Origin of the sequence: Slackia exigua ATCC 700122, from assembly GCF_000162875.1 — a bacterium.
Classification (GTDB): domain Bacteria; phylum Actinomycetota; class Coriobacteriia; order Coriobacteriales; family Eggerthellaceae; genus Slackia; species Slackia exigua.
Genome location: NZ_GG700630.1, coordinates 35,427 through 61,815, shown reverse-complemented (window position 1 = coordinate 61,815; position 26,389 = coordinate 35,427). Strand labels below are relative to the sequence as shown.

General features: G+C 62.1%; 21 protein-coding genes. 5 read left to right on the top strand and 16 right to left on the bottom strand.

Features of this window, described 5'->3' with window-relative positions:
* Positions 1–87 precede the first annotated feature (87 nt).
* From queF to HMPREF0762_RS00260, 3 genes are all read left to right on the top strand, one after another.
* Positions 88–609: a preQ(1) synthase gene (gene queF / locus HMPREF0762_RS00270; RefSeq protein ID WP_006361307.1), complete on the top strand. Its 522-nt coding sequence runs from the start codon at positions 88–90 to the stop codon at positions 607–609.
* Complete coding sequence (gene queC, locus HMPREF0762_RS00265) at positions 606–1,412, top strand: 7-cyano-7-deazaguanine synthase QueC (protein WP_006361306.1); 807 nt, start codon at positions 606–608, stop codon at positions 1,410–1,412. The genes queF and queC overlap by 4 nt, the downstream gene beginning before the upstream one ends.
* A gap of 103 nt (positions 1,413–1,515) precedes the next feature.
* On the top strand, positions 1,516–2,238 hold the full coding sequence (locus HMPREF0762_RS00260; RefSeq protein WP_040618716.1) for a queuosine precursor transporter: 723 nt from the start codon (positions 1,516–1,518) through the stop codon (positions 2,236–2,238).
* A 144-nt stretch (positions 2,239–2,382) separates the two neighbouring features.
* Here the strand turns inward: HMPREF0762_RS00260 and HMPREF0762_RS00255 are convergent, their stop codons facing one another.
* Together HMPREF0762_RS00255 and HMPREF0762_RS00250 are read right to left on the bottom strand one after the other, a co-directional pair.
* Positions 2,383–3,006, bottom strand: coding sequence for a hypothetical protein (locus tag HMPREF0762_RS00255; RefSeq protein ID WP_006361304.1), 624 nt, complete (start codon positions 3,004–3,006; stop codon positions 2,383–2,385).
* Positions 3,007–3,181: 175 nt separating this feature from the next.
* Positions 3,182–4,105, bottom strand: a complete 924-nt coding sequence (locus tag HMPREF0762_RS00250) for a cation diffusion facilitator family transporter (protein WP_050759681.1) — start codon at positions 4,103–4,105, stop codon at positions 3,182–3,184.
* Positions 4,106–4,395: 290 nt separating this feature from the next.
* Between HMPREF0762_RS00250 and pyrE the strand changes: the two genes are divergently transcribed.
* Both pyrE and HMPREF0762_RS00240 read left to right on the top strand, forming a co-directional pair.
* Positions 4,396–5,082, top strand: a complete 687-nt coding sequence (pyrE, locus tag HMPREF0762_RS00245) for an orotate phosphoribosyltransferase (protein ID WP_006361302.1) — start codon at positions 4,396–4,398, stop codon at positions 5,080–5,082.
* A 5-nt stretch (positions 5,083–5,087) separates the two neighbouring features.
* On the top strand, positions 5,088–5,441 hold the full coding sequence (locus HMPREF0762_RS00240; protein WP_006361301.1) for an arsenate reductase family protein: 354 nt from the start codon (positions 5,088–5,090) through the stop codon (positions 5,439–5,441).
* A gap of 119 nt (positions 5,442–5,560) precedes the next feature.
* On the opposite strand, the gene HMPREF0762_RS00235 is transcribed toward HMPREF0762_RS00240, so the two are convergent.
* From HMPREF0762_RS00235 to HMPREF0762_RS00170, 14 genes are all read right to left on the bottom strand, one after another.
* Complete coding sequence (locus HMPREF0762_RS00235; protein ID WP_006361300.1) at positions 5,561–9,757, bottom strand: acyl-CoA dehydratase activase; 4,197 nt, start codon at positions 9,755–9,757, stop codon at positions 5,561–5,563.
* A gap of 37 nt (positions 9,758–9,794) precedes the next feature.
* The gene (locus tag HMPREF0762_RS00230; protein WP_006361299.1) at positions 9,795–10,001 is read right to left on the bottom strand and encodes a hypothetical protein; all 207 of its coding nucleotides are present in this window, start codon (positions 9,999–10,001) and stop codon (positions 9,795–9,797) included.
* Positions 10,002–10,098: 97 nt separating this feature from the next.
* Complete coding sequence (locus HMPREF0762_RS00225; RefSeq protein WP_006361298.1) at positions 10,099–10,755, bottom strand: Crp/Fnr family transcriptional regulator; 657 nt, start codon at positions 10,753–10,755, stop codon at positions 10,099–10,101.
* Complete coding sequence (locus tag HMPREF0762_RS00220) at positions 10,746–11,387, bottom strand: ATP-binding cassette domain-containing protein (protein ID WP_006361297.1); 642 nt, start codon at positions 11,385–11,387, stop codon at positions 10,746–10,748. The genes HMPREF0762_RS00225 and HMPREF0762_RS00220 overlap by 10 nt, the downstream gene beginning before the upstream one ends.
* Positions 11,384–12,544 (bottom strand): ABC transporter permease, encoded by a 1,161-nt coding sequence (locus HMPREF0762_RS08935; RefSeq protein WP_050759665.1) that lies wholly within the window; start codon positions 12,542–12,544, stop codon positions 11,384–11,386. Before HMPREF0762_RS08935 ends, HMPREF0762_RS00220 begins: the two co-directional genes overlap by 4 nt.
* Before the next feature lie 8 nt (positions 12,545–12,552).
* Entirely contained in the window at positions 12,553–13,650 is a 1,098-nt protein-coding gene (locus HMPREF0762_RS00210) for a substrate-binding domain-containing protein (RefSeq protein ID WP_006361295.1), read from the bottom strand.
* A 3-nt stretch (positions 13,651–13,653) separates the two neighbouring features.
* The gene (locus tag HMPREF0762_RS00205; protein ID WP_040618714.1) at positions 13,654–17,622 is read right to left on the bottom strand and encodes a hypothetical protein; all 3,969 of its coding nucleotides are present in this window, start codon (positions 17,620–17,622) and stop codon (positions 13,654–13,656) included.
* A gap of 275 nt (positions 17,623–17,897) precedes the next feature.
* The gene (locus HMPREF0762_RS00200) at positions 17,898–18,899 is read right to left on the bottom strand and encodes an NAD(P)H-dependent glycerol-3-phosphate dehydrogenase (protein WP_006361293.1); all 1,002 of its coding nucleotides are present in this window, start codon (positions 18,897–18,899) and stop codon (positions 17,898–17,900) included.
* Positions 18,896–19,543: a glycerol-3-phosphate 1-O-acyltransferase PlsY gene (gene plsY / locus HMPREF0762_RS00195; RefSeq protein WP_006361292.1), complete on the bottom strand. Its 648-nt coding sequence runs from the start codon at positions 19,541–19,543 to the stop codon at positions 18,896–18,898. Before plsY ends, HMPREF0762_RS00200 begins: the two co-directional genes overlap by 4 nt.
* Positions 19,544–19,633: 90 nt before the next feature.
* The gene (gene der, locus HMPREF0762_RS00190) at positions 19,634–20,950 is read right to left on the bottom strand and encodes a ribosome biogenesis GTPase Der (RefSeq protein ID WP_040618712.1); all 1,317 of its coding nucleotides are present in this window, start codon (positions 20,948–20,950) and stop codon (positions 19,634–19,636) included.
* Between the two features lie 2 nt (positions 20,951–20,952).
* Complete coding sequence (locus tag HMPREF0762_RS00185; RefSeq protein ID WP_006361290.1) at positions 20,953–22,326, bottom strand: DUF512 domain-containing protein; 1,374 nt, start codon at positions 22,324–22,326, stop codon at positions 20,953–20,955.
* Between the two features lie 77 nt (positions 22,327–22,403).
* A complete protein-coding gene (locus HMPREF0762_RS00180; RefSeq protein WP_006361289.1) occupies positions 22,404–23,630 on the bottom strand; it encodes a murein hydrolase activator EnvC family protein in 1,227 nt (408 codons plus the stop codon).
* Positions 23,631–23,972: 342 nt separating this feature from the next.
* On the bottom strand, positions 23,973–25,238 hold the full coding sequence (locus HMPREF0762_RS00175) for an MFS transporter (protein WP_006361288.1): 1,266 nt from the start codon (positions 25,236–25,238) through the stop codon (positions 23,973–23,975).
* A 69-nt stretch (positions 25,239–25,307) separates the two neighbouring features.
* The gene (locus HMPREF0762_RS00170; protein ID WP_040618710.1) at positions 25,308–26,360 is read right to left on the bottom strand and encodes a Rossmann-fold NAD(P)-binding domain-containing protein; all 1,053 of its coding nucleotides are present in this window, start codon (positions 26,358–26,360) and stop codon (positions 25,308–25,310) included.
* Positions 26,361–26,389 lie beyond the last annotated feature (29 nt).

Here is a 26,389-nt window from a genome sequence, read left to right as displayed (position 1 = left end):
GGGCATGCAATGCACACACCGTCCGTCCACGCGTCCTGCACGGCTCGACGCTAGAATGGATGACGACACGGACATGAAAGGAGCTCCATGACGCCTACCGAAGCCGCCGCCAAAACGCGCGAGCACGAAGCCGAAGGCATCACCCTGCTCGGCAACCAGCGCGCATCGTACCCGAACGATTACGACCCTTCGGTGCTGGAGACGTTCGAGAACGCGCATCAGGACCGCGACTATATGGTCACCTTTCGCTGCCCCGAGTTCACGACGCTCTGCCCCATCACCGGCCAGCCTGACTTCGCCACGCTCTATATCAACTACATCCCCAGCGTGCGCATGGTCGAGAGCAAGTCGCTCAAGCTCTATCTGTTCAGCTTCCGCAACCATGGCGACTTCCACGAGGATGTCACCAACATCATCATGAACGATCTGGCAAAGCTCATGGATCCGAAGTACATCGAGGTCCGCGGCATGTTCTATCCGCGCGGAGGGATCTCCATCTATCCGTTTGCGAACTGGGCGAATCCGAAGTTCGGCTACCAGGACGTCGCGGCGTCGCGCATGTTCGCGCAGCTGTCCGACCTCGACCGCGGCGACGATGCCCGCGCATGAGCAGGCAATCCAAGACGACGGAAAACGTCCCGGTCGCAGCTTCGCCGCCCGCATCCGGCGGGATGCGGGCCTCGTCGCCCACGTGCCCGACCCGCGCGCTCGTGCTGTCGAGCGGAGGCATCGATTCCACCACCTGCCTGGCGCTTGCCGTCGAGCGCTTCAGCACGGCGAACGTATCCACCGTTTCCTTCTTCTACGGGCAGCGCCACCGTAAGGAACTCGACGCCGCACAGGCCGTCGCCGAACGCTACGGCGTCGCGCATTACGTGCTCGACATCGCGAGCGTGCTTCGCTATTCCGACAACGCGCTCATGGCGGGCAGCACGCAGGATGTCGCACGCGGCACCTACGCCGACCAGAAGGATGCGGCCGGACGTCCGAACACTTACGTGCCCTTCCGCAACGGACTCATGCTTTCCGCCGCAGCCGCTCTGGCCGCATCGCTCTATCCCGACGAGGCCTGCGCCGTCTATCTGGGCGCGCATGCCGACGATGCGGCAGGCGACGCCTACCCCGACTGCTCGCCCGCCTTCACGGACGCCATGTCCGACGCCATGCGCATCGGCACCTACGGCAACGTGACGCTTGAGGCGCCCTTCGTGAACGACACCAAAGCAGGCGTCGTTGCCTGCGGTCTTGAGCGGGGAGTTCCCTACGAGCTCACATGGTCATGCTATGAGGGCGGCGATGTCGCCTGCGGCACGTGCGGAACATGCCTCGACCGCATCGCGGCGTTTCATGCGAACGGCGCGGAAGACCCGATTCGCTATTCCTCCGCACCGGACGGCGCATCTGCGCTATAATCCGGCATCGCGCCCCTTCGCGGACGCAATGGAAAAGCCCGATCCCGGCGGTACCGGGAGGTTGTTCGAAACCATCCAACCTAAAAAAACTAAGGAACCCTTCATGAAGAGAACCAATGAGAACCTGCTGCTCTGCGCGATGGTCTTCGTCGTCGCCCTCGTCATCTCCAACGTCGTGACAGGCAAGACCATCCAGACGGGCATCCCCCTGTTCGGAAGCACCATCGTGCTTCCCGGCGCCGCGCTCTGCTACGCGATCACCTTCCTTATGACCGACGTCATCGGCGAGGTCTGGGGGCGCAAGGAAGCCCAGACGATCGTGTACTGGGGATTCGCCGGTCAGCTTCTGGCAACGCTGCTCATCGTGTTCACGCAGCAGCTTCCCGCAGCCGACCCCGCCATGCAGACGGCCTACGATTCGCTGCTCGGGCAGAACGTCGTGTTCGTCATCGGCAGCATGGCCGCCTATCTCATGTCGCAGTCGTGGGACGTCTGGATCTTCCATAAGATTCGCAACCGCGTGCTCGACGCCACCGCTAACCCGCGCTGGCGCTGGATATGGAACAATGCATCCACGATGACGTCGCAGATCATCGATACCGTCGTGTTCGTCGGCATCGCGTTCGGCATCGGGTTCGGCTGGCTCTTCGACTCGGCCATGCTTCCGCAGCTCGGCGCGATGATGGTCGGCCAGTACCTGATCAAGTTCATCCTCGCCGCACTCGACACGCCGTTCTTCTACCTGCTCACACGTCGCACGCATGCAGCCGCCGAAGGTTCGCTCCGAATCGAGGCGCAGACGCGCGCCGCGGCGGCAGAAGCGTAGCATCCGTTTCCTCCGCATCGTATAGGTGCGGATCGAAAGACCGGTTCGATTCTGCAATCCATCCGCCTGCTATGCGCATGCCGACAGTGCGTGCGCATGGGATCCCATCGGTCGGCCGGATCTTCATCCAGCCGACCGATCCTCTTATCGAAGCGGCCGCATGAAGCCGATGAACGCTTCGCGATCGACCTCAGCCAGCATCTCGGTCGCACGTGCGATCTCCGCATATGCGGGTGCCTCGAACAGGTCGCATTCAAGTGCCATCTGATGCAGGTAGCCTAGGTGGTCGACCAGGAAATTCATGGCGACCCCCGCGAAACGCATCGCTCCTCGCGCATCGCCGGCCGCGCGCACGTCTTCGCACGCGTTCAGCACGAACGCAAGGAATCGCAGTTCGTTCGCTATATGGCAAAACGGGAAGCTCGCGTTCGAACCAGTGAATCCCATGCTGTCGAACGTGCGCTTGATCGCGCTTTCCACCGAAAGAGGGTCGCCGACGTATCGGGATTCCTGAAGCAGATACGTCCCTTCGTCCTCAAGCGCATAGACGACGTCGAACTGCGCGGCCAGCGCATCGAGCGAAAGGATTGGAAAGGCCGATGCGTCCAGGCCCGCCGCTTCGAAGGCCGTTCGAAAACCCTTCAGCGCATCGGCGGCCGGTGTGGCATCGAGCAGGTCGGCCGCGCGTTCCTGAGCCAGCGCAAGCGCGCGGATGCGCGCCGAGACGGCTTCCGCATTCCTTTCATCGGTCATGATGCAATCTCCCATCGGCACCTCCGTGACGGAGCGTGCGAGCGTCTGTCTCTCGTGGAGCCGCAATTATAGGAGAGGAACGAACGCACTTCGACCGATCCCGCGCAACCCTGGAAGACACGTCGGCCGACGGCCCGATCGACATCCCGTAAACCGTATCGGATCCCGACAGAACCCGTCTTTCGCCTTGTTAGGAAGACGTCTTTTCGGTCTCAAGCGGCACGTCGTCTTCGTGAAGCTCTTGGGCGGTGGCGGGCTCAAGATGCACGAGCACTTCGCGGATCTGGGGAATTCTCTCTTTGATGAGCGCCTCGGCGGCATTTCCGATCGCATGCGCGCGGCTGATGCTCATATCCGGATCGACCAGGATATGCAGATCCGCGAACACCTCGCCTTCGGGGCCGCGCGTACGGATGTTATGGCACGCCGCAACGCCTTCGATAGAGAGCACATACGACCTGATGCGCTCCGGATTCACACGAGCCTCGTCCGAAAGCGTCTCGGTCACGTCTTTCAGCACCGACAACGCCGTCGAGAAGATGGCGATGGTCACGACGAGCGCCGCTACGGCATCTGCCTCGGGAAATCCGAGTTTCACAAGCACGAGTCCCGCAATGACGCCTATGGAGACGAGCGCATCCGACAGCGTGTGCTTCGCGTCGGCATCGAGCACGGCGCTGCCGAGCGCCCTGCCCTGCCTTCGTTCATATGTTGTGACACCCAGATTGATGACGAGCGTGACCACCATCACGGCGAATGCGACAGGAGATGCCACGACATGGGACTCGCCGCTCATGAGCGACTGCACGGCGTTCCATCCTACCTCGTAGGCCGCGAACACGAGCAGCATCCCGATGAACAAGCTCGCGAACGTCTCGTACTTGGCATGGCCGTACGGATGGTCGCGATCGGCCGGACGGGCGGCGATGACGATGCCCGCCAGACCTACGACGTTTCCCGCCGAATCGAAGAGGGAATGGATGCCGTCGGCGCGCACGGATTCGGACGAAAACGCGCTGCCGCAGATGATCTTCGCCAAGGCGACGCCCAGGTTCAGAAGCAGGATCACGAGCAGCACGTGACGGATGCGCGCGCCTCTCTCAGCCGTCTCCATACGGACCTCCCCTTCTCCTGCCTTCGCACGTCGGCCCCCTTCGATCGCCTTCATGCGCCGCTCCCCCTTCGCCATGCCTCTGCATCGTCTCGACAGAACGCGAACCGCTCCTGCGCCCACTATAGTAAGATAGCAGCGCGCTTCAAGCGCAAGAAGACGCGCATGGCATTGAGATCACCTGAAAAAGGACCTGATGCACGATACATGAGCGTGTATACGCCGAAACGCGCACGGCGGTTCGCATGCCGTCGCGCCGCGCGTGCGGCGCACCCGACCCGAAAGGACGCACGATGGAGCGGTACAAGCAGGAATTCATCGAGTTCATGGTCGAAAGCGACGTCCTTAAGTTCGGCGAATTCACGCTCAAGAGCGGGCGCACCTCCCCGTTCTTCATGAACGCGGGCGCCTACGTCACGGGAGATCAACTGCACCGCCTGGGAATCTACTATGCGCGCGCCATCCATGACGCCTTCGGGCTGGACTTCGACGTCGTCTTCGGACCGGCCTACAAAGGCATTCCCCTGAGCGTCGTGACCACGATGGCCCTGCATGAGCTCTACGGCAAGGAAGCGCGCTACTGCTCCAACCGAAAAGAGGCCAAGGACCATGGCGATGCCGGCATCCTTCTCGGATCGCCCTTGAAAGACGGCGATCGCGTCATCATGGTCGAAGACGTGACCACCTCGGGCAAGTCCATCGAAGAAACCTATCCGATCATCACATCCCAGGCGGACATCGAGGTCAAAGGGCTTATGGTGTCGCTCAATCGCATGGAAGTCGGACGTGGCGGCACGATGGCCGCGCTCGACGAGGTGCGCGAGCGCTACGGTTTTCCCACCGCCGCCATCGTCGACATGGAAGAAGTCACCGCGCATCTGCACGGCCGTAAGGTCCGCGGGCGCGTCGTCATCGACGACGGCATCAAGGCCGCGCTCGATGCCTACTACGAACGCTACGGCGCCGTGAAGGAGGCATAGGCATCATGCTGTTCATCGAATACCCTAAGTGCTCCACCTGCAAGAAAGCGAAGAAGTGGCTCGACGATGCGGGCTTCGGCTATACCGACCGCCACATCGTGGAGGACAACCCGACAGCCGCCGAGCTTTCCGCATGGCATCGGATGAGCGGGCTTCCCATCAAGCGGTTCGTGAACACGAGCGGCATGCTCTACCGTGAAATGAAGCTCAAGGACCGTTTCGCGCACGCCGACGATGCCGAGATCATCGAGGTGCTGGCAACAAACGGCATGCTGGTCAAACGCCCTATCCTCATCAATGGCGACATCGTCTTGACCGGTTTCAAGGAACAGGTGTGGGCGGAGGCCCTGAAGGCATAGGATCCAAGGGCGCGCGAAAAAGCCCGCGCGCCCTCTTTCGACAGCACTCCGCATGCGACCCCCCTCGTCAACCGCGCGGCGCACGATCCGCGACGTCCATCGCACTGCGCGCGCGACGGCTATCTCAAGTAATACAGGAAGGAGCGGAGGCGTTCCTCGTTTCCTTGGTCGAGAGTGCCGTCGAAGGCGAGGCTGAGCATGGGCGCCTCGCACGCGATCCTGCGTTCTGCGAGCTTCAGCACGAGATCGACGTTCTCGTACATGGACGCGACGAGGATGACGGCATCGGCATCCCTCGACGCATCGCGCGCCTTGGCGGCCCGATATCTGCCGTTGCCGGCCATCAGGGGGCCGACGATCTCATCCGCATGATCGAAGAGCGCCGGGAAATCCTTCGCGAAGGGGCTCGACGGCCCGAGCGCTTCGGATACGCGTGCCATAAGCCCCCCGAAGCCGCGCATGATCGCACGCTTCTCCTCTGTCGAAGGCTCCTCGAGCGCGAGGTCGTCGTCGCGCCTATGCGCACGAAGCCGGTTCTCGAGCTCGGGAGCCACGGGCGAAACGCGGGTGCCGGCTTCCGACGTCCTATCGAGAACGTGATCCATGAAAAACGGGGTGCGCGGTCGCACCCGTTCATCTTCGTGCGCCATGTCGATCCAGGCGAAGAGCAGGTATTCGGACAACGGCATGCGCCTGACGACGAAGCCGTCGTCTTCGAGCCTCGACCACGTCCCATCGACGAGCGCATCGTCGTAGACGAACGGCCATTCCCCGCACGCGAAGAGCACCTTCGAAGACGCATGCGCATGCCGCCGTGCTTCTGCGGCCGCTTCGAGAAGGACGTCCTCATCGATCGCGCCGGCCATGAAGCGCTCAAGAAGCCTCCCCCGCAGCGCAGGAGGCGCCGCAAGCAGAATATCGCCTGCAAGGACTGCGCGGAAGACATCCTGCGCCACGTCTGACCCCACACGCCAGGGCAGCCGTTCGAGCATCACCGACGCGACGCGCGCATGCGTGAGCCCGCGGCGGTCGAGGACGGCGCGAAGAACCCGTCCGTACAGGCCGTCTGCTTCGGCAGAAGCGGACACCGGCATGACCAGCCGCACGTCGGATGCCGAATCATGCGCACGCTCAGCCTGTTCGATACCCATGCCTAAAAGCCACGAGAAACTGAAGTACTCCTTGCTCGACAGCTCGCGGGCGGCACGTTCGCGCGAATGCTCGGAGAAACCCATCAACCGGATATCGGCGCCGCGCCGCCGCATCACGCTCGCAATGATGTCGCCATACGGGCCGACGGACGGAATGAACGTCCGCACGCCGTCGTCAAGCGATGCATACCCCTCGTCATCGACCACGTGCGCCAAGGCCCGCGTCGGCGCCCCTTCCTCCTTCCAATGCGCGATCGCGTTCAGGAAGGCTTCGATGCGCGTGATGACGCCCACTTTGGAAAAGTGTTCGTCCACCTCTATCTGCAGATAGGGTTTATCGCCCATCTCCTCTGCAACGAGATGCGACAGCATGGCGTCGGGCCCGCAGCCGTGATTGGTGAGGTATACCGCGAACAGGCGCGGATCGCGTCGGATAAGCTTCATGCCCGCAAGAATATGCTGGCCGAACGGCCAGACGACGCCCGGATAGTCGATGCTGACGTCGATGTCGTGCGCCCTGAGATTCGAAAGGGCGATGACCTTCTGGCCTCGATCGATGAGCAGGTTCGGGATATCCATATTGAGCACGGGGTCGTTGATGCCGTACTGGCGCGTCACGATCACGAGGGCGCGATCGTCGGGTCCGAGCCCTGCCAGAAGCTCTTGGCCGATCGCTTCGGTCCTCGCATCAAGCTTCTGCACCGCGAATCCGCCTGCCATCATCGCCTTCGCCGTGCTCCGCGCATCGAACCCGAGCCGCTCTCCGACGCCGAGCATCGCGGATGCCAGCGATTCTTGACCGAAATCCATGTCGAGCATGGGAGAGAGCAGCTCGATGCCGCGCTCCTCGAATCCTAGGGATTCCGCGACCAGCTTCGGAGCCGATTGCATATAGGCGCACCCGTAGTTATGCCTCACGCGGCTCGTCACATGCCGAATAGTATGCACCGTCGGCATGAACACGTAATCGACGCCGGCATCGGCGAGCTGGGCCATATGCCCGTACATGAGCTTGATCGGATAGCAGGTCTCCCCTGCGGCATGCTCCTGAGCTGCACGCACCGTCTCCTCATCGGTGGTGTCGGAGAGGAGCACGTTGAAGCCGAGCTGGGTGAAAAACGCATTCGCCAAAGGGAAGAATTTGTACATGAGCAGGCTGCGCGGTATGCCGACGGTCTTCTTCGACGCATCGCGCGACGGGACGTATCCATCGAGCATGAGACTCTGCGTCTCCTTGAACAGGATACGGTTGGTCTCTCGCTCCTGCGCATCGGCCTCATCACGCGTCCCGACCGCCCTCGAAAGGTCGAAGCCGCGAAAGACGCTTCCCTCCTTGCGAAGAGGCGAATCGGAGCAGCGAAGCTCATCGAGCGCGAGCAAGGCTGCGCCGAAAGCTCCCGAGATGGCGAAATGCGGAGAGACGCGCAATGCGTCGCCGAGATGCTGTCGGAAAGCCTCGACGATGCCGGGATTGTAGGCGACGCCGCCTTGCAGGACCACATGCCGCCCTACGGGACGCGAACCGACGACGCGATGCAGGAAGTTGCGCACGACGGACTGGCACAGCCCGGCGGCGACGTCCTCCAGGCGCGCTCCCTTGGCGAGCGCGGCGTGTATGGCGGTCTCCACGAACACGGTGCAGCGTTCCCCCAGATCGACGGGCGCCGTGCTCGAAAGCGCGAGGGCACCGAATCCATCCAGCGGGATTCCCAGGCGTGCAGCCTGCTCCTCCACGAACGAACCGGTGCCGGCAGCGCAAATCTTGTTCATCTGGAATTCGACGACCTGCCCGGACGCCATCGAAACGTACTTCGAATCCTGGCCGCCTATCTCGAACACCGTATCCGTGCGCGCATCGACCTCGGCTGCCGCACGCGCCTGCGCCGTGATCTCGTCGCGCACCAGATCGGCACCGATGAGCTCGGCCAGACGAGAACGCCCCGATCCCGTCGTGACGACAGCCCTGACGTCCAGCTCGTCGCCGAGGCGCTTGCCGAGGGCGGCAAGCCCGTCGCGCGCAGCGCAGAACGCATCCCCGCGCGTGCGCAGGTACTGGGCATCGAGAAGGCGCCCTTCAAGATCCGCGACCGCGATGTTCGTGCTTGTGGATCCGGCATCGACTCCTATGACGCAGGAGACGCGCCCATCAGGCCCTGCGCGCCAAGGCCGAGGACGGCAGACGTACCCTTCCCCCGGCTCGTATCCATGGTCCACGAGAGGCGCGCAGCGCGGAAGCGCGTCGTCGAGGGACTTCGCCTCGAGCAGCCCTGCGAGCCGTTCGAGCGCATCCTCGTCGATGCCGTTCGTTGCGGAAAGGGGGGAACGCGACGTTCCGTCTCGCGTTCCATTACGCGTCCCATCCGCATCATCACGCCCGGCGAATCCATCCCGAGCATGCAACGCCGCCCCCACGGCCTGGGCAAACTCAAGCTCTTCTCCTACCAGCAGCTCGTCGTCCCCAAGCTCGAACGATTCGCGCACGGCGCGCACGACTCCAGCGTTTCGCCAAGTGCCGCCCGTCAGCGCGACGGGAGCCTTGACGGGCATGCGCCGAACGATCGTCGCCTTGTAGCTTTTGACCGTCGCGAAGCATAGGCCGAGCAGGATGCCTTCGACGGGAACGCCTTCCTGCTGACGATGGATTATGTCGGTTTTCGCGAAAACCGAGCATCGCCCCGAGAGGCGTGGAACGCTTCGCGCATTCGCCACCAGGCGCGAATAGTCTTCGATGCGCAGGCCGAGACGCTCCATCTGATCCTCGAAGAACGAACCGGTGCCTGCGGCGCAGCCTTCGTTCATGGCGAACCGAGGCGCGGACCCGTCTTCGGACAGGGCTATGAAGCATGCGCTCTGCCCGCCGATCTGGACAACGCTGCGCGCATGGGGGGCAATGGCGGAAAGGCCTCGGGTTATGGCCGGAACATCCTCGAGCACACGGACGGAGCGATCGAAATCGCGCAGCAGCGAACAGCCTGAGCCGCTTGCCGCATATGCGGTGCAGACCTCGCCTTCGATCTCGTCCGAAAGATGCGCGAGCATGCGTTTCAGGCACGCGACGGCTGCGCCCTTATGGCTTTCGCGCAGCATGCGGACGATCGCGCCCGAGCCGTCCACGACAGCGAGCCGGATCGTCGAAGCGCCGATGTCTATGCCCAGAAAGAGCATGGTCTCCCCCTTGGTTCTTCCCGATCCCGCAGCGGCCCTAGGCGCGCTGGGCTTTGTACGCTTCGAATTCCGCGAGGAACCCGTCTTTGTCGAGCTCCCTCATCTGCGCGACGTCGTCGAAGCTCACGATCTCGGTTATGGGATTGTCGATCGAGAAGGGAAATCCTTTGGACTGCAGGAAGCCCTCGAACAGAGGCTCGTCCTCGCAGATCTCGCGCATGGTTTTCGCGGTGTCTCCGATCATGTCGGTGCCTTTCTCTCTATACAGGCCGTCCCGAAAAAACGCAGGACGCGCCCGGGCCGCAAAGCGGTCTGGTTTCCGGATGCTCGATATGAAACCCTCAGCGGCGAAGGATGCGGAACCGTCGGTCTTCGACCCAGAGGACGCCCTCCTCCTGCATTCGCTTGATCTCGCGCAGCAGCGCCTTGTCGTTGACGCCCAGGTATTCGGCCATGTCCTTGCGCGAGAAATAGACCCGTATGCTCCCGTCCTCCTCCTTGTCCTGGTCTTCCAGGAACAGCAGGATGCGTTTACGCAAGCGCGGCTCATTGAGCAGGGCTATCTTCTTGGAAAGCCAGGTGATGCGCCGCGCCATCATCTGCATGAGGTTCGCCTGCACGATCGAGGCGGACGGATGGGCGCAGTGCTTCAAGCCCTGGGCCGGAATCTGCAGGAGCACGGTGTCGCACAGGGCGCGTATATTGACCGGACAGACGCCCGGGCCGCCCGGCACCGCTTCGGCGAAGGATTCCCCGGGAAGGAACCGGGCGATGATCTGCTCGCTTTCGCCGCGCGGCATGGCCGATTGGACCTCTCCTTCGAGGATGACCGGATAGAAATCGAGCTCATCCCCGGCGTGCCTGATCACCGTATCCTTCGCGTAAGCGCGCGTATACGCATGCAGCTGATCGACCAAGGCTTCCATGTCCTCCTCCGCAACGCCGGCGAAGGGACTTGAGGCCTTGATGCGCGCCATGGTCTTATCGTCTATCGACATCGCAGGCTCCTCTCGACGTTTACGCGATCGGATGGCCGCCGATCGCGCCCCTGCAGATCGGAAAGCATGAGCTTCTGCGCACCGAGCAGGGCGGCGTCCTCTTCTCCATGCGTGGAGACGAGCAGCGTGCGCCGTCCTCTATGCGCGAGCACGAACTCGATCGTCTGGCGACGGGTCTTCGCATCGAGTCCCGTGAACGGCTCGTCCATGATGATGGCGGCGCCCGGATACGCAACCGCCCGCACGAGCGACACACGGCGGCGCTGGCCGCCCGAAAGGCTCGTCACGGGACGGTCGAGGCATTCAGGCGGAAGGAGCTCTTCAAGAAGCTCTTTGACGCTTCGACGGCTCGTCCGACGGCCGAGCACGAGCGCCACGTTGTCGATCGAGGTCAGCGATTCGCACAGCCGGTCTTCCTGGAACATGGCCGACGCCTCGCCGCGGGCAAGGCCCGTCACGGTTCCCGAGTCAAGCGTTTCGAGCCCAAGAAGGATGCGCAAAAACGTGGTCTTCCCTGCGCCCGATGGACCCATCAGGCAATAGATGCCGCCGTCCTGCATGGTCAGGTTCAGATCCGACAGCACGCGCGTCGCGCCGAAGGACTTGCAGGCGCCTGAGACCTCTATGCTCATCGCACCTTCGCCTCCTTTTCGTCACGAACCCCGAGCAGCGAACCGAGCGGACGCCCCAATGCGTCGAGCAGAGCCATGAACGCCTTTTCGAAACCCCAGCTCAATATCATGACCACAACCGTCCATGCGAAGAGGTCGGGCGTGGCGAGGAACGTGCGCGCCTGGGCCATCTCCTTGCCGATCGACGGCTTGGGCGTGGCCAGGACTTCGGCCATGATGCCGGCCTTCCAGCTCATGCCGAGCGAAAGCCTGCAGCTGCTCTTGAGGAAGGGCATGAACGCCGGACGGTACACGTACATGAACGTGCGCCACCATCCCAAGCGATAGCATCGCGCCATCTCCAGCATTCGCGGATCGACGTTTTCGAGCCCTGCGAGCATGTTGGTGTAGATGATGGGAAGCACGATGAGAAACGACAGATACACAGTGAGCATCTGGTTGCCGACCCAGATGAGCAGCATGATGATGATGCTCACGACGGGAATGGTGCGCAGAAGGGAGATGACGGGTTCCACGAAGTCGCGCACGATGCGCGCATGATGCGAAAGGAGCGCAAGGGATATGCCCACGAAGAACGAAAGCAGGAATCCCGCCGCGATGCGCGCGAACGATGCCGAGCAGCTCAGCCAGAACCCCGGCTCGACGATGCCTTCGGCAAGCGCCTGCATGACACGGATGGGGCCGGCGAGCACGAGCCTGTTGTTCATCGCGAGGTCAAGCCCCTGCCACACGAGAATCCAGAACGCGATCACAAGAGCCTTGCGCAGACGCTCGCGCCGCTTCCGCCGTCGTTCTTCGGCGAGGCGCTCGGTCTGCAAGCGCTCGTCCTCGTCGATATAGCGGCTCGCCTCTTCGTCGGACAAGATGCCTTGGGCACGCATGAGCTCGGCCACGCGGGCCCTGGATGCGCCCATGCCTGTCAGCATCTGCATGATGAGCTCAGGGTCCAAGCCCTTGGACGATGCCATCTGCATCATAGGGGCGATCTGCGCTTCGTCAAGCCCGTTCTTGCGCACCTGGGCGACCATCATCGCGACGCGCTCTTCAGGCAGGCCGAGCGCCTCGGCCACGACGTCGAGGCGCGGAAGCGTGCCCGCGCTCCCGTCGGACGCGTCGTGCGCACGCATCCGAGAAAGCGCATCCCCGATACGACCCATCCGCGCGATCACTCCTCGCCCAGATAGCCGCGGGGCGGCAGGTAATAGAAATCGTCGCCGGGAATGGCCCCGCCGACGGAGTCGGGGTTGGCATCGTAGAGCTCCTTGACGTAGCCCGACATGGCCGTGCGCATCTCGGTGCCGGTCAGGGCGACGAGCGAGATCTGGGTCATGGCATCGAGCGCGACGTCGTTGTTGAGGAAGGTGCCGAGGCTTTCCTGCAGCGCTGCGGCGCTGGCGGGATTCTCGAGCGTCCAGGCGACCGATGACTTCATGAGCTGAAGGTATTCGATGACCGCCTGCTCGTGCTCCTCGAGAAAGCGACGGTTGACGATCGTCGTGGTGGTGACCGCCTGGCTTCCCGTGTCGGCGAACGCCTTATCCCATTCGTCGGTGATGTCCACCGGCACGTAGAGGGGGTCCACCATGATCTTCGAAAGCGATACGAAGGGCTGCGGCAGGATGGCCACGCAGTTCTCCTCCTGCTGCAGCAGATTCAGGATCTCGAAAGGCGTGCTCTTGAATTCGAGGTTGAACGAATCGGCCATGCCCATCTTCTTCAGCAGCGCCTCGATGGTGTATTCGGGCGTGCCGCCCTCGCCGTAGCTGTAGACCGTGCGCCCGACGAGGTCGGACATGCCCGAAATGCTCGGATCGGTCGTCATGACGTAGAGGACGCCCAGGTTGTTGATGCTTATGATCTCGTATTCGTTCTGGAGATCGTGGTTGTTGTAGAGGATGGGACCTATGTTGGAAGGAAGCGTGCAGATATCGTAGTCGCCTTCGTTGAATGCGGCCGAAAGGCCGATATAGTCGACGCCGTTCACGGTGAACTCGAAGGAGTTCTCCGTCACGCCCTCGTTCGCCGCGGTGATGAGCTGGGAGAGCCCCATGGAAGGAGGCCCCATGATGAGCCCGATGCGCGCCGTGCAGGGATCGGGGCTTCCCATGAGCGCGCGGCTCTCGGGCTGCGCCATGGATGAGGGGGCGGCGCCGGCATCGGAAGCGACCGTCTTATCCGAAGATGCGCAGCCGGCAAGACCTGTGACGGCTAACGACGCGACCGCCAAACTCGAGCCGAGAATGAACCTTCTGCGGGAGAGCATCGTCTACTCCCCTCCTTCCACTGCGCGCATGCCCTGCATGCGGCGCCTGATCAAAACGTATGAGGCTCCGCCGATCGCGGCAAGCGCGCACAGGCCTGCGACGGCGGCGGCTACGGGATTGCGCGCGGCGGCGTCGGCGATGTCGGACACGGCGGAGGCGACGGCGCCGCCGGATGCCGATGCAGCAGACGTCCCTGCGGCATCGCGTGCGGCGCGCGCCTCTTCGGCAGCCTTCGCGGCTGCATCGGACACATCGTCCTTCGCGGCCTTGACCGCCCCGCTCGACTGGGCCGACGTCTCGCCGTTCATCGCGGCGAGCGCGGCGGCGGGAATGGTGCCGCCGCCGGAATTAGGCACGCCGCTGAAATTCACCTGGAAGAAGCATGACCAATTGCGGTTCACCTCTCCGCCGATGATGGTGCGCGCAAGCGAGCCGAGCTCGATGGATGCCGAACAGTTCTTCCTGATCACCTTGTCGCTCGCATCAAGGACGCCCAGATCGACCGTGATGCTCGTAAGCCCGCCGCCCGAGCTCGACGAATCGACGATGTTCAAGCCTCCGATGCTCTTCACGTGCATGATGCGGTCCTGGATGACGATGGGGACCGTCACGTAGGCATGGCCGTCGGATTCGACCTTCAAAGTCGCGTTGTCGGAAACCGGATCCTTCGGCGGGAACGACGGATTCGTGAAGTGAGGCTGAAGCGGAAGGCCTGCGGTCGACTTATCGACCCAGATGTTCGCGGACACCGTGTACGTGCCGGCGGCAAGCGTGCCGGACTCGCCGGAAGGCTTATCCGTCGCCGCAGGGTCGTTCGAAGACGGGTCGTCGCCCGGATTCGAGCCGCCGCCCGGATTCGAGGGATCGAATCCGGGATTCGGCGTATCGGGGGTTGGCCCTGGATCTATGCCGGGATCGGAAGGACTCTCTCCCGGTCGCGCGAAGGCGGGAACATCCGTGCTGTCCGAAACCTTCTTCATGCTGCCGTAATCGACCGTCAGCTGCAGCGATACATCCCCCGAAGGCGCAAGCGTCAGATCGAGCGGGACGGCGTACAGGACGCTGCCCTTGAAATCGTAGGTGCCGATGCCCGAAGACGCATCTGCAGGAAGCGTGGCCGACATCATATGGATGCGGTCCTTCATGCGCCCGTAGGTGCCGCTGAAGCTCCCTCCGCCCGCGGTCGGCTTCACGCGTTCGGTACGAATGTCGGAAAGGGTCGCGCAGGTGCCGAGGGACTGCGTGGTGAAGATGGGGTTGCGCACAGGCAAGACCAGGGTCTTCTTTCCGTCTTTCGACACGACGATGCGCGCGTTCGCTTTCATGGGCGCGCTCGGCACGGCCTCCTTGACCGTGACGTCCGAGTTCTCGTCGATCGTCGGGCCGAACGGGTTGTCGGGGCTGTTCGCATACACCGTGAGTCCCTTGATGGCCGGGTTGTACTGTCCGGGCATGGCGAGATTGGCCGTCACTTCGTAGGTGCCGGGGGAAAGCGTATCGCTCGGCGGCTCTTCAGGAGAGACGGACCCTGCAGACGCCACAACGAGATACCCTATCTCGGAAGAGGAGGAAAGCGGACCTTGCGCGGTCCCGTCGAAGTTCGCCGCCGCATTGAAGAGCGGTACGGCAGCCGCGCTCATGCCCGTCGATTCCTTCGTGAGCGAGACGATGCCGTAGCCGCCGTCGACGGTCGCCGAAAGCTTCTTGACCTTCGTCAGGCCCGATCCGACCGTGCCCGTGACAAGGTAGACCGAGGAATCGGGTGAGACCATGGGAATGGCCATGCTCGTCGGATTGCACGCATCCGACAGAGTGATTCCTCCGCCAAGCAGATTGGCGGGAACCCCCATGAGGGCTTCCATGGACATTCCGGCCGCGTAGATGCCGGAAAGCTCGGGGTTCGCAAGCGACCCTTCTTGCTTGATGAGGGCAAGCGCGGATTTCCTGGTCGCCTCGTCGGCCTTGTTGACGGCAGGAAGGGAAAGGTACTCGGAATACCACTCGAGCATCTGGCACGACTCTTCAGGAGTGCTGGCGATAAGGGGCGTCTCGGGCGTGCCGTCGGTCGCATAGGACATGGAGACGCCGGTGGCCGGATCTTTCAGGGTCCGGGACCACTTCCTTTTCTCGCAATCTTCGGAGGATGCAAGCACGAAGGTGCCGAGCGCGCCCGGCGCGGCCGAGATGCGGCCGTTTTCGATCGTGCCGGCAAGATCTGTCAGCATGCCGTTCGCATACGAGTCCAGGCTCGATCCGGAGGATGCCGGCATGCTCAGATGCGTTGCCGTCTTCCCGTCGAGGGCGACAGGATCACCATCGGCGATGAGCTGCACATCGTAAAGGGCGAAATCGGGAACGCTCACGTAGCGTTGGGAAAGAAGGGCGGACACGGCGGCGCGCGTCGACGCATCGTCGATCTTCCGCACGCGCAAGGACGCCTTGTCAAGGGATCCGATCGAAGACGATCCCGCATCCGCACGCACATCGAGGCTCACGCCCGTTGCGTCGTCTTCGAACGACCACGTGCGGTCGCCTTCGACCTTCTTGACGGCCGTCTTCAGATCGACGCTCACATCAAGAGACGAGATGGCGGGATACGCGGCGTTCGGGAAGAAGGTGTTAAGCGTCGTCGCATACACCGACCAGCCGCCGAAACGGTACAGCCCGCTCCAATCGTTCAGGCCGAGCGTGAGACGCGAGATGCGCTGGGTGACGCCGGCCTGCGCGACCCGCTGGTTGTAGTCCTCGTCGTCGGCCTTCTGCTCGATAGGAACGTAGACGGCATCGAGGACGGACAGGTTCGCGCCGTTCTGCGCCCTCTGGACCGTGAAGACCGGATTCACCAGGTCGACGGTCAGGGTGCGCGAGCCGTCGGCGCCGACGACGAGCGTGGCGTTCTGGCTCACGGGCATATCGGGAATGCCTGCTTTGCCGCCGATGCCCTCAGGGTTGGTGGGATTGGTCGTATACCCGGGGATTCCGAGCGGCGTCATCATGGATATATTGGCTGAAACGGTATAGGTTCCGGGTGCGAGCTCGGCGCTGCTGTATGGCAGTCCGCCGCCCTCGAATGCAAATGCGCTGTGCAGGATGGCGCTCCCGTTCGCGACGGACGCACCCGCATTGGAGCCTTCGCCTGCATCCGTGCCGTCGGATGCAGGCGGCGTCTGCTGGAAGGCATGTCCGTCGTCGGAGGATTCCTCGACGACCGCATCGTCGGAGGCCGCATCTGCATCGGCCGCCCCGTGATCTTCTTCGGCGGCAGGAGGCGCCACGACGAAGCAACCCATGCCGTTCGTCCTCACCTTGAGCGCATCGGCGTCGCGAGATGCTGAAAGCCTCTTCGCCTTGCCGTCGCTGAGGCGAACGACAGACGATCCCTCCGTGCCGGGAAGCCATGCATCGACCGCATCGGCATCGGCAAAGGAGTATTCCTTCCCATCCTTGGCGAAGCTCAGCGCGAAGGCGGCGACGCCCGAGGCATCGTCGATGCCGGCACGCGACAGGGCATCGACGCGTTGCGGCCCGGAAAGCTCTTTGACAGAGAAGGCGTATCCTTCGGGATCGTCGTTTTCAGAAGGGTTCTTGATGGAGACGTGCGCCCGGATGCCGGTCTTTCCGTCTTTGAAATCCTTGTCGAAGGACGCAGGCGCGGAGGGCTCGCCCGCATCGTCCGCTTCGGTCGGAACAGCATTTTCGGATGCTGCTTCGTGCGTCGCGCTCTCCTCGTCATCCTCAGGCGAAACGGGTGGCGCAAAAGCGACCTGGACGTCAGGTGCTTCGGCTGCGGAATCGGCATTCTCCGGCGCCGAAACGGTCTGGCCTTCCTGCGATTCGGCAGGCTCTTCGGGTCCGGCCGCCGCAGCGGTCGGCACCATCGAGAACGCAAGCACGAACGCAAGGAGAACGGCCGTTACCCCGCGTTTCGAGCTCTTCGCCCGCCTTGCATGAATGCGATACGCTTTCACCATTTCTCGAACTCCCATCGTCGGGCGCTGCGGCTCCTGATGCATCGTTCGAAATCGCCGTTCGGCCCATAGTGCATCCGTGCCGAAGCGCGGATGCACGACCGGATCGCGGCCTTTCGGCCTTCAATCGCGCGATTCCCTGCAGCGCACACTGTGTCCACGCTCGATTATGAGCGGTGCGCGACCCGCGCGAGGTTGCCATAGTAACCTTTAGGTAACTTTTTACAGAAAATTCGAGTTGCTCAGTAAGGCGACGAGACGTTTTGGATAGATCGGTATCAGAACTCCGGCTTCTGCGGACGATCCAGAAGATCCTGGGCGGCCGCGACCGCATCGTAGCCTTCCCAGACGATCGCACGGACGGTACGCGCCAGAGGAAGGTCCACGTCGTGCGCGAGCGCCAGATCGTGCAACGTGCGGCACGCAAGCGCTCCTTCGACCACCATGTGCGTCCGCGCGCGGTACGCATCGAGTGTGACGCCCTGGGCAAGCTCGTAGCCGAACGTGCGGTTGCGCGAGTGCGGGCTCATGCACGTGACCTCAAGGTCGCCCATGCCGGCAAGGCCCATGCAGGTCATCGCATTGCCCCCGCAAGCCGCGACCAGACGGCTCATTTCGGCCAGGCCGCGCGTCATCAGAAGCGCCGCCGTGTTATCGCCCATGCCGAGACCGTAGGACGCGCCCACGGCGATGGCGATGACGTTCTTGTACGCGGCGCACACCTCGGCGCCCACGACATCGTTGCCCACATAGATGCGGAAGGATTCCGTGGACAGCAGGCTCTGGAAGAATCGCGCCGTACGCGGCACGTACGACGAGACGACCGTGCCCGACGGCACGCCCCGCACGACCTCTTCGGCATGGTTGGGTCCGGTCAGCGCCGCAAACCGTCCGAGGCCGCCCAGCACCTCGTCGAATACCTCGACCGGCAGCATGCCCGTCTCGGCCTCGACGCCCTTGGCCGCAAGGGCGACAGGCGTTTTCGCGCCGACGTGCGCAGCGATCGCGCGGGCTGTCTCGCGCATGACCGACGAAGGCGTCACGATGACGACGGCATCGGCGCCGCCGACCACGCGCACGATATCGGTCGAGGCCTCGATGCGTTCGCTCAGGCGTGCATCGGCCAGATAGCGAGGGTTAACGTGATCGGCGTTGATACCGTGTGCGACTTCTTCCTTACGCGCCCATAGGCGCACATCGTTTCCCGCCGTGGCGGCAAGCTGCGCCAAAGCCGTTCCCCACGACCCCGCGCCTACGATCGCGACCTGCGCGTCCATCATGCAGTCCCCTTCTTCGATCCGATTCTCGATTCGGTTCCGGATGCAAGCCGCGCGATATTCGAGCGGTGCGCCCACACGACCGTCGCGCCCACGAGCGCATAGACGGCAATGGCAGGCCAGTCGCCCCAGAACAGCACCGCCGCGACGAACGGGCACGCGACGGCGGCGGCGATCGATCCAACCGAAACGTAGCGCGTGAGAATGACGAGCAGCGCGAAAACGGCAAAAAGCTCGATGCAGGCGCCGATCCAGCCGAACGTGACGAAGAGAGCCCCGATCGCGACGGCGATGCCCTTGCCGCCCTTGAAAGAGAGCCAAGGACTGAAGATATGGCCGTATACGCAACCCCAGGCGGCGACCGCGCCCATGAGCGCAGGCGTCAGGATCGCGGCATCGGGCGGCGCCGTGTGCGCGCAGCCCCAGGCGATGGCGCCCGAAGCGAGCCCCTTGGAGAAATCGAGCAGAAACACCGCCGCTCCTCCGGCCTTGCCCATCGTGCGCATCGCGTTCGTCGTCCCGATATTGCCCGAGCCATGTTCGCGGATATCGGTATGGTAGATCGTCTTAGACACGATGACGCCCCACGGGATGGACCCGAGAAGGAATGTGACCGCGAAGATTCCGAACGCGATGCCCAACGACATGGAATGCCGACCTCGATTCCGTAACGTACCTGCAAGTCCTTGATGAAACGAACAGGCGCCGGACATCCTCCGGCGCCTGCGATACCTTGGTCAGTCGCGCTTCTTGAACTTGAACACGATCGGCGTGCCCGGAAGCTCGAACGTCTGACGGAAGCGGTTCTCCAGATAGCGCTCGAAATTGTCGTTGACCAGATCGGGCATGTTGCAGAAGACCGTGAACTGCGGCGGGCACGTGCGCGTCTGGGTGACGTACTTGAGCTTGAGCCTCCGCTTCCCCTTGCTGACCGTGAAGCCGAACTCGCGAATGGTCTGGAGCCACGCATTGAGCTTGCCGGTGGTGATATGCGCCGAATAGCTGGCGAAGACATCGTCGATCATGTTCCAGATGCGATCGACGCTCTTGCCCGTCAGCGCCGAGATGCTCAAGACCGGCGCGTACTTCACGAAGTTCATGCGCTCCTCGATATCTTCGCGCAACGCGTTCAAGGTATCGCCCGATTCGACCGCGTCGCGCTTGTTCAAGAGGATCGCAAGCGCGCAGCCTCGCTCATGCGCATAGCCGGCGACGCGCTGATCCTGATCGGTCAGGCCGAGGGTCGCATCCACGACGAGCAGCGCCACGTCGGCGCGATCGATCGCACGCATGGCGCGCACGAACCCGTAATACTCGACATCTTGGTCGATCTGGGCCTTGCGGCGCAGGCCGGCCGTGTCGACGATCGTGTAGAAGGTGCCTTCATGCTCGATCGTCGTATCGATCGCGTCGCGCGTCGTGCCCGCGACGTCGCTCACGATGGAGCGTTCTTTGCCGATCAGACGATTCGTAAGCGAGCTCTTCCCCGCATTAGGACGGCCGATGATGGCCACGTTGACGATGTTCTCGCGCTCCTCGGGCTCGCGCTCGGGAATGTCGCGGATGACGTCGATCACGGCATCCAGCAGATCGCCCGTACCGTGCCCGTGCTCGGATGAGATGGGCCACGGATCGCCCAGGCCGAGCTGGTAGAATTCCCACATCGCCGATTCGTCGGCAGGATTGTCCATCTTGTTGACGGTCAAGAACACCGGTTTGGACGTCTTGCGCAGGATGCGGGCGACCGCATCGTCATCGGCTGCGATGCCCGTCTTGCCGTCGACGATGAAGACGATCGCATCGGCCTCTTCGGCGCCCACGAACGCCTGTTCGCGAATGGAGCCCTGGAAGACGTCGTCGTCGCCCATCTCGATACCGCCGGTATCGACGAGGGTGAAATGAACGCCGCTCCATTCGGCCTCGTGATACGAGCGGTCGCGCGTGACGCCGCGCATCTCATGCACGATGGCGTCGTTGCCGTGCGTGATGCGGTTCACGAACGTCGATTTGCCGACATTGGGGCGCCCTACGACGGCGACGATTGGCAATGCCATGATCACAATCCTCTTACTAGCTCTTCGATCTGATGCACGTATTCTTTGGGGTCACAGGATACCACGGTGACCGGCATGCCCGCCGCATCCCGGATATCGTCGACGGTCATGTCGTCGAGCGTCATCATGTCGGCGTTGAACATCACGCGCGGCAGCACCACGTAATCGCGCGCCGATACGCCGCGCAAGGCACGGGCGACGTCTGTCCCGGTCAGAAGCCCGGTAACGTTGACGTTGCCGCCGAAATACTCGTTTTCCACATAGAGCGGCATGAGGCGCCCGGCAAGCGGGCTCGATTCAACGATCGGCGTGAACGCGGGTTTCTGAGCGCAGCCGAGCACGTAATATACATGGGCGTCCTCCTCTTCGAGGGCCCGTGCAAGCGCATCGATGCCCTCCCCCGCCTCTTCCCATTCGTTCACCGTGGCGCGGATGATGCCGATTCCATCCTCGAACATATCGAAGTCGCCGTAATGGCTGCTCGGAGGAAGATGATCCAGCAGATCGTCAGGATAGGCGTTGCAATAGAATTCATCGGCGAGATACGCGAACGCGCAGCCGCGCTCCGCCTGGGCATGGGCTTGGAAGCGCGAGACGATATCGATGACTTCGCGCGCTTGATCGGGTTCCGTGAAGCTGCGCTCGAAACGCGTCTGGTGCTTGGTGAAGCCGATCGGAACGATGCCGACGTTCGCGATGCCTTCGTGCGTATAGGCCCACGTGAGCGTCTTCATGAGCTCGCGCCCGTCGTTGATGCCGGGTACGAGCACGATCTGCATGTACATCTCGATGCCGCCGGCGAGCAGCTTCTCCATCATCTCGACGCCGTGCGGCGCATGGCGGCCGATCATCGTGCGCCTCACTTCGGGCGTGATGCAATGCAGCGACACGCGCAGAGGCGATACGTGCCGCTCGATGATCTCGTCGGCCTCTTCGTCGGTCAGCGCCGTGAGCGAGGTGAAGTTGCCTTGGAGAAAGCTCAGGCGCCAGTCGTCGTCGCGCAGCATGAGCGAATCGCGCGCATCTGCGGGAAGCTGGCGCATGAAGCAGAACACGCAGGCGTTACGGCAGGTCTTGATATCGTCGAAGATGGCGCCGTCGAAGGTGATGCCCCAGCTTTCGCCGTCTTCGCGCTCGAGCGTGACCTCGCCCGAATCGCCCTCGGTATCCACGTAGGACAGCGTGACCTCGAAGCCGTCGGAATACCATTGCCAATCGATCATGTCGCGCAGAGGATGCCCGTTGACGGCCGTGATGACGCACCCCGGCGTGAAGCCGGCATCGTCGGCGGGAGAAAGCTCCTCGACGGCGAGGATGCGGGCTTCGGGACGCTTGGGATCGCCGGGATAGTCGTGATGGAGCGAGAAGTCGGGCACGGGCGGCACCTCTCCGAGAGAAGAAGAAGCGGCCCGATTGCGCGGACCGCTTCGTCAGAGCATGATGACGGATGGGCTTACCAGCTGAAGTATTGCTGGGGGTCGACGGCGGTTCCGTAGATGCCGTCGGGCGAGTTGACGTTGATCTGGAAATGCAGGTGCGGGCCGGTGGAATGGCCGGTGTTGCCGGTGATCATCACCTGCTGGCCGGCGGAAACCGACGATCCGGAGCTCACAAGCGCCTCGGAACCGTGCAGATACCAGGAAACGGTGCCGCCGCCGTGATTGATGGCGACCGACAGGCCGCTCGTCGACGCGAGCCAGCCCGTGAACGACACCGTGCCGTCGCCGATGGCGTAGCAAGGTTCGTACGAGCAGCTCAGATCGACGCCCTGGTGGAAGGTGCCCGTGGAGGCACGCCAGCCGAAGGGGCTCGTGACGTGCTTGCCCGGAGCCGGATTCACCCAGCCGTCGACGGAGATGGACGGAGACGTGGACCTGGATGCGGACGAATAGCTGGCGGACGAGCGGGCCGTGGACTTCTGTTTGGCAAGAGCCTCGGCAGCGGCCTTCGCGGCGGCTTCTTCCTTCTCGCGCGCGGCGTCGGCGTCCATGCGCGTGGCTTCGATCTCCTGCTGAAGGTCGATGATGTCCTGATCCATCTTGTCGACCTGCTTCTGCAGGGTTTCCTGGGCGGCTTCGAGATCGTCCTTGGCCTTGGTCGCCTTCTGAAGCTCTTCGGCGGCCTTGGCTTCCTGCTCGGTGTATTCCTTATGGGCGGCTTCGGCCTCGGCCTTGGCATCCTTGGACTGCTGGACGAGATCGGCGTCCTGCGCGCTGATGCGGGACATGGCATCCCAGCTGGTCACGAACTCCTCGAACGACGAAGAGTCGAAGAGCACGTCGAAGATGCCCGGCTCGCCTTGGCGATAGATGTTGGTCACGCGGTCGGACAGCTGAGTCTGGATGTCGGCCAGGGCGGCTTCCGCGTTATCGACGCGCACTTGGGCGTCTTCGACCGCCTGAACGGCGGCCTCATGGGCGGCAGTGGCCTTGTCGTAGGCGACGAGCGCATCGTTGACTTGCTGCTTCAGAACATCGAGCTTGGCGGAAAGCTCGTCGTACTGAGCCTGCTGATCGGCAAGATTGCCTTCGAGAGCCTTCGCCTTGGCATCGAGATCGTCGGACTCCGCGCCGTACGCGAGGCGCGGGAACGTCATGCCCAGCGCGGCGAGGCCGGCGAGCTTGACGAAATTTCGGCGGGAGAAATCCCGGATCGAGCGTACAGAGCTTGGTTCGGTCATGGTGGTAATGCTCCTGTATCGTTTCGTCGCGTCAGTTATTCGACTCGGGAGGCATCGGCGACACGCATGCACGAACTCCTCCGTCCCCTAAAAGACCAACCTATGATAGCAGCAATGTCGCGCAATGCGCAATTTCGACATGAACGGAGGATGCTCTTCCTGAAACCTTACAGGGATTCGATGCGGGCGACCACGGCCTCGATCTGCTCGTCGGGAGTTGAATTAAGCGTTGTTCTCGGTAGACGACGATACATACGCTACGGTCGACGGAACTGCTACGTCATCAAGAACGCCGCCTTGCATCCACGCAAAGCGGCGTTCTCTCGTCAGAATGCAAAACAGCTATTCGTCAGGGATCGCACCATCGTCAGACACGCGCGGAAGCTTCTTGCCCAATGCGTTGGCAAGAAGGACGCAACCGCAGATAGCGACACACACAACGATGCAGAACACGAACACCATCTGAAACGAACCAGTGACCTCGTATAGCCTAGTGATCACGAATCCTCCGACCGACCCGGCGGCGAAACCTATCATCGATATGTATGCAAAAATCTTGCCGTAATCCTTCGTCCCGAACACATGGGAAACGACCGATGCAATACCGACGCCCAAAAGGACGTAGAGCGCATCGCCCAAGCCGGCGCCAAGATACGCAAGAAGCGGTTGACCGGCGCTGAACATCAGAATGACCATGGCAACGACCGAAACCGCCATCCACGAAACGAAACCGCGTATCGCTCCTATCTTGTCGATAGTGGCTCCTACAGTAGCGTTGAGCACGATGTCGAAGATGAGGGCCACCGAAATCATCAGCGCACCTACCGTCGGAGCGAAACCAACGCTTTCGGCATACACCGGAAAATATGCGTTGATGACTGAAACGATTTGAGTAAGAGCAAGCGCCAATGCAACCAGGACGAAAGACATGGACTTCAACGCATGCTTCGCTGGCACGCCGACGAGCGGCTCGGTTTCACCCTCAGCACCCGCGACCTGCTCGTAACCGTAAGATTTCATGCCTTTACGATCAGGACTGTACGAAACCATGAACAAGGCGGCGGGAATAGCCAATGCGGCCCCAATGGCAGCGAAGACGATCATGGCCGACCGCCAGCCAATGGCGTCCATAAGCGTGACGGAAAGCGGACTCATAATGGCCGAAACGATGCTTGCAAGACCCCACGCTGCACCGATGGCAAAACCGGTTTTCTTGGTGAACCAATTCGTCAAGACGGTGGAAATGAACACAATGCTCGTGAAAGACATGCCGACACCGATGAAGAAGCCGCCTATCCACCAGAAGACTATGCCGTCGCTGAAAGCAAGAAGTGCAACGATGGCAGATTGCAGAGCCGCAAAACCTGCGATACCTGCCGGAGGTATCTTATGAAGCAGATTGCCTACGAAAGGTAACCCACATGCAATTCCCAGATACACGACGGTCGTGTACAGAGAGATGCTTGAATAGTCGACCTCGAGATCGGCCGCTGCAGGAACGAAAAAGTTACCTATGACAACGGTATAGAACGTCACGGACCCAGCGATGAGCATGCCGCATCCCAGCATGACGAGCCAGGCACGATGAAGCCCCTTGGTCTTTTCCATGGAAATCACCTCGCATGCAGGTCGCCTGAACCTAGACTCACGCGACCTGCGTCAGATTCGATTAGTCAGCTAGCAACCGATGCATGCCGTGAGCACGGCCTTGATGGTGTGCTGACGATTGCCTGCTTCGCGAAAAATCTCATGAGCGTGCTTCTCGAACAGCTCATCGGAAATTTCAAGACCGGAAACTATAAGATTCCTGGCCTCCTGGGTTGGAGCTTGCTCGACGAGCTGCCGGCCCAAGGAGTGGTCAGCGTTATGCAGGGAAGGCAGCATATGAAGAACGATGCAATCAGGGTTGTCTACAATTTCCATGAGTTCGCTGGTCAAGCGATAAGGAATCAATTCTTTGGCATAGTGCATCCAGGAGTCGTAACCGTGGTCGTCGCCGGTTGAGGAATTGGTATACTCCCATTCTTCGGTAGTAAGAACATCCACACCCTCCAACAGGCTGAGGTCGTCGGAGATGATCAACTTGTTATGGGGAGCGTGCTTGGCGAAGGTCTCCTCAAGCTCCTGAACATATTCGGGAAGCATCTTGTGGTCGTACAGATCAGGACCGATGACATACAGGTCCATACCCATATATGCGCACATGCGGCCATACCATAGAGGCTCGATAGCCGCAGCTCCGAGATAGGCCATCTTCTTACCCTTGCAGGAACCGGCACCGCCCCACAACTCCTCGAGCGTCATGGCGTCGGCAAGCATCTGCGTAGGATGGTCCTCGGTAGTCAAGGCATTGATAACGGGGATGTCGGCATATTCGGCGATTTCGTACATGAACCTCTCGGGACCCTGCGAACGCCAAACGATAGCGTCATACATCTCGGAAAACACACGGATGGTATCCTTTACCGTCTCTTGCACTCCAACATGGGAGTTAGACAAGTACGTAAAACCGATTCCCAGATCGTTGCACGAGGTCTCGAACGCGCAGCGGGTACGCGTTGAGCTCCATTCGAACTGAGCCATGACGTTCTTCCCCACGAAACGACGCTGATCGACGCCGGCGCGCTTCTCGGCCTTCAGGGTATGCGCCAGATCAAGCAGATAGCGGAACTGGTCGGGCGTAAGGTCACGCAAGTTGATGAAATCCTGGCCACGAAGAGTATTGCGCATGATCGTTCCTTTCATAGAAATGTGACGGC

Excerpts from the sequence above, each read along its gene's own strand:
- HMPREF0762_RS08935 (WP_050759665.1), bottom strand. The coding sequence starts at position 12,544 with ATGGGTCGTATCGGGGATGCGCTTTCTCGGATGCGTGCGCACGACGCG.
- HMPREF0762_RS00225 (WP_006361298.1), bottom strand. The coding sequence starts at position 10,755 with ATGTCGATAGACGATAAGACCATGGCGCGCATCAAGGCCTCAAGTCCC.
- pyrE (WP_006361302.1), top strand. The coding sequence starts at position 4,396 with ATGGAGCGGTACAAGCAGGAATTCATCGAGTTCATGGTCGAAAGCGAC.
- HMPREF0762_RS00220 (WP_006361297.1), bottom strand. The coding sequence starts at position 11,387 with ATGAGCATAGAGGTCTCAGGCGCCTGCAAGTCCTTCGGCGCGACGCGC.
- queF (WP_006361307.1), top strand. The coding sequence starts at position 88 with ATGACGCCTACCGAAGCCGCCGCCAAAACGCGCGAGCACGAAGCCGAA.
- HMPREF0762_RS00210 (WP_006361295.1), bottom strand. The coding sequence starts at position 13,650 with ATGCTCTCCCGCAGAAGGTTCATTCTCGGCTCGAGTTTGGCGGTCGCG.
- HMPREF0762_RS00250 (WP_050759681.1), bottom strand. The coding sequence starts at position 4,105 with ATGGAGACGGCTGAGAGAGGCGCGCGCATCCGTCACGTGCTGCTCGTG.
- HMPREF0762_RS00260 (WP_040618716.1), top strand. The coding sequence starts at position 1,516 with ATGAAGAGAACCAATGAGAACCTGCTGCTCTGCGCGATGGTCTTCGTC.
- HMPREF0762_RS00205 (WP_040618714.1), bottom strand. The coding sequence starts at position 17,622 with ATGGTGAAAGCGTATCGCATTCATGCAAGGCGGGCGAAGAGCTCGAAA.
- HMPREF0762_RS00235 (WP_006361300.1), bottom strand. The coding sequence starts at position 9,757 with ATGCTCTTTCTGGGCATAGACATCGGCGCTTCGACGATCCGGCTCGCT.
- HMPREF0762_RS00240 (WP_006361301.1), top strand. The coding sequence starts at position 5,088 with ATGCTGTTCATCGAATACCCTAAGTGCTCCACCTGCAAGAAAGCGAAG.
- HMPREF0762_RS00180 (WP_006361289.1), bottom strand. The coding sequence starts at position 23,630 with ATGACCGAACCAAGCTCTGTACGCTCGATCCGGGATTTCTCCCGCCGA.
- der (WP_040618712.1), bottom strand. The coding sequence starts at position 20,950 with ATGGCATTGCCAATCGTCGCCGTCGTAGGGCGCCCCAATGTCGGCAAA.
- plsY (WP_006361292.1), bottom strand. The coding sequence starts at position 19,543 with ATGTCGTTGGGCATCGCGTTCGGAATCTTCGCGGTCACATTCCTTCTC.
- queC (WP_006361306.1), top strand. The coding sequence starts at position 606 with ATGAGCAGGCAATCCAAGACGACGGAAAACGTCCCGGTCGCAGCTTCG.
- HMPREF0762_RS00170 (WP_040618710.1), bottom strand. The coding sequence starts at position 26,360 with ATGCGCAATACTCTTCGTGGCCAGGATTTCATCAACTTGCGTGACCTT.
- HMPREF0762_RS00230 (WP_006361299.1), bottom strand. The coding sequence starts at position 10,001 with ATGATCGGAGACACCGCGAAAACCATGCGCGAGATCTGCGAGGACGAG.
- HMPREF0762_RS00255 (WP_006361304.1), bottom strand. The coding sequence starts at position 3,006 with ATGGGAGATTGCATCATGACCGATGAAAGGAATGCGGAAGCCGTCTCG.
- HMPREF0762_RS00175 (WP_006361288.1), bottom strand. The coding sequence starts at position 25,238 with ATGGAAAAGACCAAGGGGCTTCATCGTGCCTGGCTCGTCATGCTGGGA.
- HMPREF0762_RS00200 (WP_006361293.1), bottom strand. The coding sequence starts at position 18,899 with ATGATGGACGCGCAGGTCGCGATCGTAGGCGCGGGGTCGTGGGGAACG.